Origin of the sequence: Streptomyces sp. G7(2002) (assembly GCF_028870195.1) — a bacterium.
Lineage (GTDB): Bacteria > Actinomycetota > Actinomycetes > Streptomycetales > Streptomycetaceae > Streptomyces > Streptomyces nigrescens.
This window is the reverse complement of record NZ_CP102609.1, coordinates 6,701,363-6,713,114: the sequence shown is the minus strand read 5'-3', so window position 1 is coordinate 6,713,114 and position 11,752 is coordinate 6,701,363. Positions and strand designations below refer to the sequence as shown.

11 protein-coding genes are annotated in these 11,752 nt (G+C 71.3%); 2 read left to right on the top strand and 9 right to left on the bottom strand.

What is annotated here, in order from left to right; translation table 11 throughout:
* Positions 1 to 18 precede the first annotated feature (18 nt).
* The 8 genes from NUT86_RS28675 to mnmA all read right to left on the bottom strand — a co-directional run bounded on the left by NUT86_RS28675 (position 19) and on the right by mnmA (position 8,617).
* Complete coding sequence (locus tag NUT86_RS28675; RefSeq protein ID WP_127153147.1) at positions 19 to 1,032, bottom strand: methionine synthase; 1,014 nt, start codon at positions 1,030 to 1,032, stop codon at positions 19 to 21.
* 285 nt (positions 1,033 to 1,317) lie between these two features.
* A complete protein-coding gene (locus NUT86_RS28670; RefSeq protein WP_274738276.1) occupies positions 1,318 to 2,772 on the bottom strand; it encodes an MFS transporter in 1,455 nt (484 codons plus the stop codon).
* Positions 2,773 to 2,925: 153 nt separating this feature from the next.
* Complete coding sequence (locus tag NUT86_RS28665) at positions 2,926 to 3,303, bottom strand: MarR family winged helix-turn-helix transcriptional regulator (protein ID WP_093647177.1); 378 nt, start codon at positions 3,301 to 3,303, stop codon at positions 2,926 to 2,928.
* A gap of 145 nt (positions 3,304 to 3,448) precedes the next feature.
* A complete protein-coding gene (locus NUT86_RS28660; RefSeq protein ID WP_018087260.1) occupies positions 3,449 to 4,138 on the bottom strand; it encodes an SDR family oxidoreductase in 690 nt (229 codons plus the stop codon).
* 47 nt (positions 4,139 to 4,185) lie between these two features.
* A complete protein-coding gene (locus tag NUT86_RS28655) occupies positions 4,186 to 4,728 on the bottom strand; it encodes an LOG family protein (RefSeq protein ID WP_018087261.1) in 543 nt (180 codons plus the stop codon).
* Between the two features lie 67 nt (positions 4,729 to 4,795).
* Complete coding sequence (gdhA, locus tag NUT86_RS28650; RefSeq protein WP_018087262.1) at positions 4,796 to 6,175, bottom strand: NADP-specific glutamate dehydrogenase; 1,380 nt, start codon at positions 6,173 to 6,175, stop codon at positions 4,796 to 4,798.
* A 313-nt stretch (positions 6,176 to 6,488) separates the two neighbouring features.
* Positions 6,489 to 7,259: a VC0807 family protein gene (locus tag NUT86_RS28645; protein ID WP_446750838.1), complete on the bottom strand. Its 771-nt coding sequence runs from the start codon at positions 7,257 to 7,259 to the stop codon at positions 6,489 to 6,491.
* A gap of 227 nt (positions 7,260 to 7,486) precedes the next feature.
* A complete protein-coding gene (gene mnmA, locus NUT86_RS28640; RefSeq protein WP_018087264.1) occupies positions 7,487 to 8,617 on the bottom strand; it encodes a tRNA 2-thiouridine(34) synthase MnmA in 1,131 nt (376 codons plus the stop codon).
* Between the two features lie 54 nt (positions 8,618 to 8,671).
* On the opposite strand from mnmA, the gene NUT86_RS28635 reads away from it, so the two are divergent.
* Positions 8,672 to 9,391 (top strand): N-acetylmuramoyl-L-alanine amidase, encoded by a 720-nt coding sequence (locus NUT86_RS28635; protein ID WP_274738273.1) that lies wholly within the window; start codon positions 8,672 to 8,674, stop codon positions 9,389 to 9,391.
* A gap of 129 nt (positions 9,392 to 9,520) precedes the next feature.
* Here NUT86_RS28635 and NUT86_RS28630 read toward each other — a convergent pair whose 3' ends face one another.
* Positions 9,521 to 10,690, bottom strand: a complete 1,170-nt coding sequence (locus NUT86_RS28630) for a cysteine desulfurase family protein (protein WP_274740651.1) — start codon at positions 10,688 to 10,690, stop codon at positions 9,521 to 9,523.
* Positions 10,691 to 10,884: 194 nt separating this feature from the next.
* On the opposite strand from NUT86_RS28630, the gene NUT86_RS28625 reads away from it, so the two are divergent.
* Complete coding sequence (locus NUT86_RS28625; RefSeq protein ID WP_274738271.1) at positions 10,885 to 11,739, top strand: alpha/beta fold hydrolase; 855 nt, start codon at positions 10,885 to 10,887, stop codon at positions 11,737 to 11,739.
* Positions 11,740 to 11,752 lie beyond the last annotated feature (13 nt).

Sequence of the window (11,752 nt, the reverse complement as noted above, 5' to 3'; positions counted from 1 at the left end):
CGTGGTCCTTGAGTGCGGTCACTCAGGGTTGTCTGCGAGTGATCTCGCCGCCCGGACGCAGTGGGCGAGAGCAGAGCGGGCATAAGCGGGCGAAGCGCCCGCCAGACCGCACGACGGAGTGATGACCACGGACTCGCTCAGAGTCCCCGGCGCCAGCCCCAGCCTGCGCCACAGCGTCCTGACACCCATGACGCTACCGGCAGGGTCTGACAATCGGCTGTCCACGCCCGGCACCACGCCCGCGAACAGCGTCGTCCCGCCCTCGACGGCCTCCCCGATCGTCTCCTCCTCACGCTCGGTGAGCAGCGAGAAATCGAACGAGACGCCCGTGACACCGGCCCGCCGCAGCAGCCCGAAGGGCACCTCGGGCGCGCACGAGTGGACGACCACGGGGCCGCCCTCCGCCACCCCGACAAGATCACGCAGCGCGCCCTCGACGACCGCCCGGTCCACCGCCCGGTGGGTGCGGTAGCCGCTCGCCGTCTTCACCCGCCCCTGGAGCACCGCCGTCAACGACGGCTCGTCGAGCTGCAGCACGACCCGGGCGCCGGGGATCCGCCGCCGTACGTCCGCGAGATGGCCGCGCAGCCCCTCCGCCAGGGACGCCGCAAGATCCCGGCAGGCACCGGGGTCACCGACGGCCGCCTCGCCGTTGCGCAGCTCCAGGGCGGCGGCCAGGGTCCACGGGCCGACCGCGGAGACCTTCAGCGGGCCCTCGTACCCCTGGGTGAACTCCTCCAGGGCGTCGAGATCCTCCCCGAGCCAGGAGTGCGCCCGCCGGGTGTCCCGGCCCGGCCGGTCGCTGATCCGCCAGCCGCTGGGCTCCACATGGCCGTAGACCTCGACCAGCATCCCGAGGGTCCGGCCGATCATGTCGGCACCGGGCCCGCGGGCAGGGAGCTCCGGCAGATACGGGAAGGTCTCCAGCGATCCGGTGACGGTCTTGGCCGCCTCCCGCGCGTCACCGCCCGGCATCGATCCGATCCCGGTCGCCGCGCCCGCGGTCCACTTCTGCGTGCTGTTCTCGCTCACTCAGGCAGGGTATGCGCCGGTGGGCGGGGCAGGGTGCGGCAGGTGTGCGGGGCAGGGTGCTGCGGTGGGTGTGCGTGCGTGAGGTGGCGCGGAACGCCGCGGTCCGCCCCGCCCGCGAGCGTACGGCGGTCACGCTCCGGTGCGTACGCCCGCCACACCAGGCGGAGTACGGCCCGCACGCCGGGCCGTGGACGCCGCTGATGCCCGGGTGCGTATGCCCGCCCGCCTCACGCCCGGGTGCGTATGCCCGCCCGCCTCACGCCCGGATACGGATCCCCATCCGCCTCACGCCCGAGTGCGGATGCCCATCCGGCCGACCACCGCCGCGACGGCCAGCGCGCCCGCCGTCAGGGCGAAGGCGAAGGCCGCGCCCTGGTAGCCGTCGCCCGCCCCCGTCAGGACCGCGCCCATACCGGCGATGCCCACCAGGGAGCCGATCTGACGGTTGGCGTTGAGGGTGGCGCTGCCGATATCGGTGTGCTCGCGGCCCGCGGCCGCCATCAGGACCCCGGTCAGCGCCGGGGAGCTGACCCCGCCGCCGATGTTGGTGAGCGCGAGCACCACCGCGAGCACCCAATACGGCAGGCCGGGCGCGAGGATCAGGAACAGCAGGACGTAGCCCACGGCGGAGAGCGCCAGAGAGGCGGTGAGGGCCGTCCGGTTGCCGATCCGCGGGCCGAACCGGGCGTAGAGCATGTTGCCGAACGGGAGGACCAGCACCGCCGGCAGCATCTGCAGCCCCGCCGTCACCGGGCTCGCCCCGCGCGCGGTCTGGAGGAAGAGGCCGAGGACGAACAGCGCCCCGTAGAACGCGAAGTTGAAGAGGAAGCCGACCGCATTGGCCGCGGCGAAGCTGCGGTCCGCGAAGAGCGAGACCGGCAGGATCGGGGCGCGGACGGCCCGTTCACGGACGAGGAAGCCGGCCAGCGCGACCGCCGCGACCGCGAACGCCCCCAGGACGACCGGTGCGGACCAGCCCCTGTCGGGCCCCTCGATGAGCGCGTAACTCAGCGCCCCGAGGGCCAGCAGGCCCAGGACATGACCGCTGCCGCCGAGCGCCGAGCCGCGGGCCGGGACCGCCGCGATCACCCGACGGGTGAGCAGCAACCCGGCAAGGCCGATGGGGAGGTTGACGAGGAAGATGCTGCGCCAGCCGAGCGTGCCGACCAGGAGGCCGCCGACGGTCGGCGCCAGCCCTACGGAGGTGGAGACGATCGCCGACCAGATGCCGAGGATCTTCGCCCGGCGCGCCGGTTCGGGGAAGGCGTGCATCAGCAGCGACAGCGAGCTGGGCATGAACAGCGCCGCGCCCACTCCCTGGACGAAGCGGGCCGCCACCAGGACCGCCCCGTTCGGCGCGACGGCGCCCAGCAGGGACGCGGCGGTGAACACGGCGAGCCCGACGAGATAGATCCGCCGGGCGCCGAACCGCTTCGCCAGCGATCCGGCGAGCAGCAGCAGCGCGGCGAAGGCGAGGACATAGCCGTCGACGACCCAGGTGAGGCCGGACATGGTCAGTCCGAGCCGGGCCCGCAGATCGTTCGCGGCGACGTTCATGATGCCGGTGTCCAGGCTCGCCATCACGAACCCTAAGGCCAGGACGAGGAGTTGGACACCGCCGCGGGACCGGCCCGGAGGGGAAGCGGGCGCCTGCGCCTGGTCCTCACCCTGCCCCTGCCCCTGGGTGGCCGTCCCGGCCTCGTGCGCCGTCGCGTGCGGCGCAGCTTTCTCAGTGATCATTGTTTTAGTTAAAGCTGTAGCTATCCACGGAGGCAATAGTTACAGCTATAACTTTACTGAACGCATACGAACGGAACGCATACGAAACCGCCGGGGCCCCGGGATGCGGTGTGCACCCCGGGGCCCCGGCGGCGCGTTGCTCCCGCGAGCGGATCAGTCGCCCCGCCCCAGCGCCTTCAGCAGGTCATCGCGCAACGCGGCCCGCTCCTCGCGCGAAAGATGATCGAGCGGCGAGGCCGTACCCATCCGCCGCAGCAGATCGAGCCGCAACTCCCGGCCCGCATCGGTGAGTACGAGCTGTTTGGCCCGCCCGTCCAGAGGATGCGGCCGGCGCACGACCATGCCCTGCTTCTCCAGCTTGGAGATGACATAGGTGACATTCGGCGGCTCACAGCACAGCACCGCGGCCAGCTCCCGCGCCGTCTTCGGCTCGCCGAGCTCCTCCAGCGCCTTGGCCTGCGTCGGCGTCAGATCGAGCTCGGCGATCCGGCTGCGCTGATGGGCGTCGAGCCGACGGCTCAGCTCCGTCACGAGCCCCCGGATCTCCCGGAACCCGCACCCCGCCGCCGCGGTCGACTTCGCTTCAATGGTCACTCATGCAGCGTACGTCGCCGCGGCGAAAGCAGCGGCGCCCGTACGGAAGCTGTGGAAAACCGCCAAAGAGGCAGCCCGGGCCTCAGCGTCCGGGCCGCACCGACACATCGTTGATCTCCGCGTCCCGCGGCAGATCGATGGCCGTGAGGATGGCCGTCGCGACCGACTCCGGGTCGATCCAGCGGGACGGGTCGTACTCCTTGCCCTCCTGGCGGTGGGTGCTCTCCTGCATCGGCGTGGCCGTACGCCCCGGATAGACCGAGGTGACCCGGACGCCATTGTCGTGCTCCTCCGCCCGCAGCGAGTCGGCCAGCGCCTTCAGACCGTGCTTGCTCGCCGCGTACGCACCCCACTGGGCACGCGCGCTTAGCCCGGCACCGGAGTTCACGAAGACGACATGCCCCTGAGCGACTCGCACCAGCGGCAGCAACAGACGGGTGAGCTCGGCGGGCGCGACCAGGTTGGCGGCGAGCTGCCGCTGCCAGGCCTTGGCCGGCAGATCGGCGACCGCGCCCAGCTCGATCACGCCCGCACTGTGCAGGAGGGAGTCGATACGGTCCGGCAGCGGCTGCTGCCCGAAGGCCCACGACAGCTTCTCGGGGTTGGCGAGATCACCCACGAGCGTACGGGCGCCGGGGAACTCCGCGGCCAGCTCCTTCGCCCGGACCGCGTTGCGCGCCAGCAGCCACAGGTCCTCCCCGCGGTCCGCGAGCCGCCGTGCGACCGCCGCTCCGATGCCCGATCCTGCGCCCGTGATCAAGTGCGTACCCATGGGGCCGATCCTAACGAGCGGGACGGCCGGACGCGGGGCGCGGCGGCTCAGGCCTGGAAGCCCGCCTTCTCCTCCAGGTAGGCCAGCGCACCGACGCCGTCCGCCGCGAAGAAGACCAGCTCGGTGAGGGGAAGCGGCAGGAAGCCCTCCGCCTCCATCCGCTCGAACTGCTCCTTCAATCCGTCGTAGAAACCAGCGGTGTTGAGCAGCACCACCGGCTTGCTGTGCATCCCGTGCTTGCGCAGCTCCAGGATCTCGGTGGCCTCGTCCAGGGTGCCCGTGCCGCCGACCATGACGACGACGGCATCGGCACGCACCAGCATCTGCGCCTTCCGCTCGGCGAGGTCCTTGGTGACGACCATCTCATCGGCGCCTTCGCGCGCCTTGTGCGCCAGGAACTCCACGGAGACGCCGATCAGCTTCCCGCCGGCCTCCTGCACCCCGTCGGCCATGACCTTCATCAGGCCGGCGTCCGAACCGCCCCAGACCAGCGCATGCCCGCCCCGGCCGATCAGCTCGGCGAACTCACGGGCAGGGGTGACATAGCGGTCGTCGAGATCGGCGGCGGAGCAGAAAACACAGATATTCATGCGGTCACCATACGATCGGCCGGCCGGGCGGTCCGGTGCGGACCGCCCGGCCGGCCACGGCCTCCGGCTAGATCAGTCCCTGATCCAGCATCGCCTCCGCGACCCGCTCGAAGCCGGCGATGTTGGCGCCGGCGACATAGTCACCCGGCAGCCCGAAGCGTTCCGCGGTCTCGTAGCAGCGGTGGTGGATCCCGCGCATGATGGCCGCGAGCTCGCCCTCGGTCCGCTCGAAGGCCCAGGCCTCGCGCGCGGAGTTCTGCCGCATCTCCAGCGCGCTGGTCGCCACACCGCCCGCGTTGGCGGCCTTACCGGGGCCGAAGGCCACACCGGCCGACTTGAGGAGCGTCACCGCCTCCGGTGTGGTCGGCATGTTGGCGCCCTCGGAGACCGCCTTGACGCCGTTGCGGACCAGGATCCGGGCGGCGTCCGCGTCCAGCTCGTTCTGGGTCGCCGACGGCAGCGCCACATCGCACGCGACATCCCACACCCGCCCACCGGGTACGTATGTGGCCGACACTCCCCGCCGCGTGGCGTACTCGCTGATCCGGCCGCGCTCGACCTCCTTGATCTGCCGCAGCAGGTCCAGATCGATGCCCTTCTCGTCGACGACATAGCCGCCGGAGTCCGAGCAGGTCAGCACGTTGGCGCCGAGCGCCTGTGCCTTCTGGATGGTGTAGATCGCGACATTGCCGGACCCGGAGACCACCACCTGCTGCCCGTCCAGCTCCTCACCGCGCTGCTTGAGCATCTCCTCGGTGAAGAGGACGTTGCCGTAACCGGTGGCCTCCGTACGGGCCTTGGAGCCGCCCCAGGCCAGCCCCTTGCCGGTGAGCACACCGGCCTCCCAGCGATTGGTGATCCGCCGGTACTGGCCGAAGAGAAAACCGATCTCCCGGCCGCCGACGCCGATATCGCCGGCCGGTACGTCCGTGTGCTCCCCGAGATGACGGTGCAGCTCCGTCATGAACGACTGGCAGAATCGCATGACTTCGGCGTCCGACTTGCCGTGCGGATCGAAATCACTGCCGCCCTTACCGCCGCCGATGTTCAGCCCGGTAAGAGAATTCTTGAAGATTTGTTCGAAGCCGAGGAACTTCACGATCCCCAGGTTCACGGACGAGTGGAAACGCAGACCGCCCTTGTACGGGCCGAGCGCGCTGTTGAATTCCACCCGGAAACCGCGGTTGATGTGAATCGCCCCGGAATCGTCCTGCCAGGGGACCCGGAACATGATCTGCCGTTCCGGCTCACAGATCCGCTCCAGGATCTTCGCCTCCGCGAACTCCGGACGGGCCGCCAGCACCGGGGCCAGCGTCTCCAGCACCTCCAGTGCCGCCTGGTGGAACTCGGGCTCCCCGGGATTCCGCCGGACCAGCTCGGCGTACAGGGCTGCCGCCGGCCCGGCCGTATGAATACCGGGCTTGACCTCAGATTGAACAGTCGACATTGACTTCCGTTCCCTTCGTGGCCGCGGAAAGGCCGCCTGCGGTCCGGACCCTGACGAGTCCTCACAAGGCCTATAACTCCTTGCCAGTCCTTGTCGTCACCATTTCCCGGTCCGACTGCCGCCGGCGTTCCTTCGCTTTGCCGACCCTATTTGGCGGCACCCCGCTGATCGACTGTGGGATATACGACACGTCGTTCCCGTGCGCAATCGCCCGACTCCTGCGTTCCGCCCTTCCCCGCCGCATGCCCGCAGGTCAGCGCACCGGTGACGGCTGCCGCGCACCGGTCGCCCGCATCGCACGCTGTGCGGGACCTCACAGTTGACCAGCCATTTTCCCGTCGTTGCGCACGACGCCTGTGCGCCGGCGCGCAACGCCCGGGTCTCCCGTCAGGACACCCGAGTGGACCGCGACCTCGGCTCCGACCAGGACCTCGGCTCCGGCCTCGGCCTTGACCATCTTCTCCATCGGGTCGGCGCAGCTGCCCCCGGCGATGAGCATCGCCGCCAGGACGGCCACCACGGTCAGTACCGTGCCCAGCCAGACCATGGTGTGGACCGGCACGGTGTAGGCGCCGATGACCTTGACCACGCACTCGGTCAGCAGCGCCGTCCCCCATATCGCCGAGAACCGCCGCTCGGCCCGTCGGAACCGCTCCGATCCGGCCATCAGCCGGTCCCAGGCGGCGTTGCCGGCCGCGCTGCCCTTGGTGACCCACGGCTTGAGTCCCGCCGTCATCAGCGGCCGCTTCGTCCGCACGGAGAGGAGGATCGCGATCCCGACCACGCTGCTCACACCGCTGTCCTTGGCCATCATCAGCCGTGGATCACCGGCCACCGCGCTCAGCGCCAGGCCCACCGCATTGACGGCCAGCATCAGCAGTGCGAGGCCGTTGACGCTGCGGCTCATGACCAGGTCCCACACCGTCCGCAGCGCCGGTACCACGCTGCTCCAGCCCAGTGCGGCCATCGTGCTGAAGCCGAAGCCGTCGCTGAGGACGTAATACAGGGCCACCGGAATGCCCGCGTCCACGATCAACGGCGTAAGGCTCTTCAGCAGCGGATTGCCGCGCTCCCCCTCGGCCACCGGCCTGCTCCGACTCACGGCGCACTCCCCCATGTTGCTGTGCACTGATGCTCTCCGCGCTGCTTTCCGCGCTGCAATCAGCTTGGTGCACAGCCGTGGCCGGCAACAGTTTCACCTGTCCCGGGATCGCCATGACATTTGTCAGTTCGGCGCGACGCACGTTGTCCGTTCGGCGCGACGCCCCGTGGTGGCTCGCGCCTCCCCCGGAGCACCTCCGGGAGGCCCGGCTATGCCTCGGCGCGCACCGCCCGCTCCGTGGTGGCGATGGTGGCCGAACCGACCACGCGGGTGCCGTCGTAGAGGACGATCGCCTGGCCGGGGGCCACACCGCGGACGGGCTCGGTGAAGGACACCTGGAGCTCGGCGTCGCCGATCAGCTCGGCGGTGACCTCGGTCTCGCCGCCGTGGGCACGGAGCTGGGCCGTGTACGTCGCGGGACCGGCCGTCGGGGGACGGCCGCACCAGCGGGGGCGGATCGCGGTCAGCGCCATGACGTCGAGGGAGGCGGCGGGGCCGACGGTGACGGTGTTGTCGACCGGGGAGATGTCGAGGACATAGCGCGGCTTGCCGTCGGCGGCCGGGTGGCCGATGCGCAGGCCCTTGCGCTGGCCGATGGTGAAGCCGTACGCGCCCTCGTGCGTACCGAGGCGGTTGCCGGACTCGTCGACGATGTCGCCGGGAGCCGTGCCGAGCCGCTTGGCCAGGAAGCCCTGGGTGTCGCCGTCGGCGATGAAGCAGATGTCGTGGCTGTCCGGCTTCTTGGCGACGAACAGACCGCGGCGGGCGGCCTCTTCGCGGATCTCCGCCTTGGTGGTGAGGGTGTCGCCGAGCGGGAACATGGCGTGCGCGAGCTGGCGGTCGTCGAGGACGCCGAGGACGTACGACTGGTCCTTGGCCATGTCGGAGGCGCGGTGCAGCTCGCGGGTGCCGTCCTCGCGCAGGACGACCGTGGCGTAGTGGCCGGTGCAGACGGCGTCGAAGCCGAGTGCCAGGGCCTTGTCCAGGAGCGCGGCGAACTTGATCTTCTCGTTGCAGCGCAGGCAGGGGTTCGGGGTGCGCCCGGCCTCGTACTCCGCGATGAAGTCGTCGACGACGTCCTCACGGAAGCGTTCGGCGAGATCCCAGACGTAGAAGGGGATACCGATGACGTCGGCGGCGCGGCGGGCGTCGTGGGAGTCCTCGATCGTGCAGCAGCCGCGGGCGCCGGTGCGGAACGACTTCGGGTTCTCGGAGAGCGCGAGATGCACACCGGTCACGTCATGGCCGGCCTCGGCGGCGCGGGCGGCGGCAACGGCGGAGTCGACGCCGCCGGACATGGCGGCGAGTACGCGGAGGCGGCGGGGGGCGTCATCAGTCATAGCCAGTCCAGAGTAGACGGAACCGCCGACAGGGCCGAAAGCGTTATGCAGCGCATGGGGAAGAGGGACGGGGAGAAGGGCGGCGGCCAGGAGGCCACATCCGCCGTCACGCGGCGCCGGGCCTTGTGGATCGGGGGTGGTGGGGCGGTCGCCGCCGGGACCGCGGCGTTCGCGGGGCGCGATGTGCTGGCGCAGTGGTGGTGGCGGCTGCCGGGGAACGACAAACCACGCAAGGCCGGCGCCGTGGATCACCGGGGCGCGCAGTGGGTGGCGGCGTCCCCGGAGAACTACCGGCGGGCGGACCGGCCGGCGGATTACGGGATCGACCGGGTGGTGATCCATGTCGTCCAGGGCAGCTATGCGACCGCGCTGGACGTCTTCCAGGACCCGGATCACGAGGCCGGCGCGCACTATGTCGTCCGCAAGGACGGGCATGTCGCGCAGCTGATCCGCGAGCTGGACGTGGCGTTCCACGCGGGCAACCGCGGCTACAACGAGCGGAGCATCGGGATCGAGCACGAGGGGTTCGTGGACCGCCCGGAGTCGTTCACGGATGCCATGTACGCGTCGTCGGCGCGGCTGACGGCGGGGATCTGCCGGCGGTACGGCTTCCCGGCCGACCGGGAGCACCTCGTGGGGCATGTGGAGGTGCCGGGAACGGATCACACCGATCCGGGGCCGCACTGGGACTGGGACCGCTATCTGCGGCTCGTCCGGGCCGAGCTGCGCAAGCCCGTACGGACGGGGGAGAGCCCGCCCGCACGGAAGACCTGAGGCGCACGGGCCCCGGCGCCGGGCGCCACGGGCCCACACCACCCCTCGGACAGGCCCTCGGAAACCCCCTGGCTCAGGCCCGCACTCCTAGCTCACAGTCCCGCACTCCCAGCTCTCAGGAGCGCACTCCTAGCTCAGGCCCGCGCTCCGTGCCCGCTCGACGACCGGCCCGATGGCCTCGGCCAGGGCCGCCACGTCCTCCGCGGTGGAGGTGTGCCCCAGGGAGAACCGCAGAGTGCCGCGGGCGAGGTCCGGGGACATGCCGGTGGCCAGCAGGACATGGCTGGGCTGGGCGACACCGGCGGTGCAGGCGGAGCCCGTGGAGCAGGCGATGCCCTGGGCGTCCAGGAGGAGCAGGAGGGAGTCGCCCTCGCAGCCGGGGAAGGAGAAGTGGGCGTTGGCGGGGAGCCGGCCCGCGGGGTCCGGGTCGCCGCCGAGGACGGCGTCGGGGGCGGCGGCGCGGACGGCCTTGACCAGGTCGTCGCGGAGCGCGCCGATGTCGCGGGCGAAGTCCTCGCGGTGGGCGACGGCATGGCGCCCGGCCGCGGCGAAGGCGGCGATGGCCGGGGTGTCGAGGGTGCCGGAGCGGACGTGCCGTTCCTGGCCGCCGCCGTGCAGCACCGGCACCGGGGCGTATTCGCGGCCCAGCAGCAGCGCGCCGATGCCGTACGGCCCGCCGATCTTGTGGCCGGAGACCGTCATCGCGGCGAGCCCGGAGGCGCCGAAGTCGACCTCCAGCTGGCCGACGGCCTGCACCGCGTCCGCATGCAGCGGAATGTCGAACTCCGCGGCGACGTCGGCCAGTTCACGCACCGGCTGGATGGTGCCGATCTCGTTGTTGGCCCACATGACCGTGGCGAGTGCGACATCGGCGGGGTTGTGGGCAATGGCCGTGCGCAGCCCCTCGGCGTGCACCCGGCCGTAGCTGTCGACCGGCAGCCACTCGATCTGGGCGCCTTCGTGCTCGGCGAGCCACTCCACGGCGTCGAGGACCGCATGGTGCTCGACGGGGCTGGCGAGGACGCGGGTACGGGCCGGGTCGGCGGCCCGGCGCGCCCAGTACAGGCCCTTGACCGCGAGGTTGTCGGCCTCGGTGCCGCCCGCGGTGAAGACGATCTCGCTCGGGCGTGCGCCGAGCGAGACGGCGAGGGACTCGCGCGCCTCCTCGACGGTACGCCGGGCCCGCCGGCCGTCGGCGTGCAGCGAGGACGCATTGCCGGTGACGGTCAGCTGGGCGGTCATCGCCTGCACCGCCTCCGGGAGCATCGGGGTGGTGGCGGCGTGGTCGAGGTAAACCATGGTGCGCACGATTCTACGAGCTGGCGCGGTCGGCTCCGGGGGCGCATCCGCAGCGCGCGGGAGCGCCGTACGCCGGGGAGCGGGACGACAGCCCACCGGCCGGCTTCCCCTGGCGGCCCATGGGACGACCGACCGGCCCCTCGACGAAGCCCGACCTCTCGACACCCCTGTAAGGAGTCACTAGCCTGACACTCATGACACAGTGGCTTCTGGACCGGACATTCCGCAGCACGTCGGGCGACGAGGTGCGGTGGGCCGTGCTCGGGGAAGGTCAGGAGGACACACCGGCGGTGGTCCTCCTGCACGGGACGCCCTTCTCGTCGTACGTCTGGCGGGGTGTCGCCCGCGCCCTCGCCACACGGCACCGGGTGTTCGTCTGGGACATGCCGGGCTACGGCGCCTCGGAGAAGCACGTCGGCCAGGACGTCTCACTCGGCGCTCAGGCCCGTGTCTTCACGGAGCTGCTCACCCACTGGGGCCTGGCCACGGAGGCGGCCCGGCCGGCCGTGGTCGCGCATGACTTCGGCGGCTGTGTCGCCCTGCGGGCACATCTGCTGCACGGTGCCCGCTATGCGCGGCTGGCCCTGGTCGACCCGGTGGCACTGGCCCCCTGGGGCTCGCCCACGTACCGGCTGCTGGGCGCGCACCCCGAGGTGTTCGGACAGCTGCCGCCGGACCTCCACCGCGCGCTGGTGCGCGAGTACATCTCCTCCGCGAGCCGCCCCGGCCTGCACCCGGCCGTCCTCGACCGGCTGGTCGAACCGTGGTGCACGGACGAGGGCCGGCCGGCCTTCTACCGCCAGATCGCCCAGAACGACCAGCGCTTCACGGACGAGATCGAACCCCGCTACGGCGAGCTCGCCCTGCCGACCCTGATCTGCTGGGGCACCCAGGACACCTGGATCCCACCCACCAGGGGCCACGAACTGGCCTCCCGCATCCCCGGCTCCCGTCTCCACCTGATCGAGCACGCGGGCCATCTGGTCCAGGAGGACGCACCGGCGGAACTGGGGGCGGTGTTGGGGGAGTTCGTGGGGGGTGGTGGGTGAGCGCTCCGGCCCT

Coding starts and splice junctions, on each gene's coding strand:
- NUT86_RS28670 (WP_274738276.1), bottom strand. CDS start 2,772: ATGATCACTGAGAAAGCTGCGCCGCACGCGACGGCGCACGAGGCCGGG.
- NUT86_RS28660 (WP_018087260.1), bottom strand. CDS start 4,138: ATGGGTACGCACTTGATCACGGGCGCAGGATCGGGCATCGGAGCGGCG.
- NUT86_RS28655 (WP_018087261.1), bottom strand. CDS start 4,728: ATGAATATCTGTGTTTTCTGCTCCGCCGCCGATCTCGACGACCGCTAT.
- gdhA (WP_018087262.1), bottom strand. CDS start 6,175: ATGTCGACTGTTCAATCTGAGGTCAAGCCCGGTATTCATACGGCCGGG.
- mnmA (WP_018087264.1), bottom strand. CDS start 8,617: ATGACTGATGACGCCCCCCGCCGCCTCCGCGTACTCGCCGCCATGTCC.
- NUT86_RS28635 (WP_274738273.1), top strand. CDS start 8,672: ATGGGGAAGAGGGACGGGGAGAAGGGCGGCGGCCAGGAGGCCACATCC.
- NUT86_RS28630 (WP_274740651.1), bottom strand. CDS start 10,690: ATGGTTTACCTCGACCACGCCGCCACCACCCCGATGCTCCCGGAGGCG.
- NUT86_RS28625 (WP_274738271.1), top strand. CDS start 10,885: ATGACACAGTGGCTTCTGGACCGGACATTCCGCAGCACGTCGGGCGAC.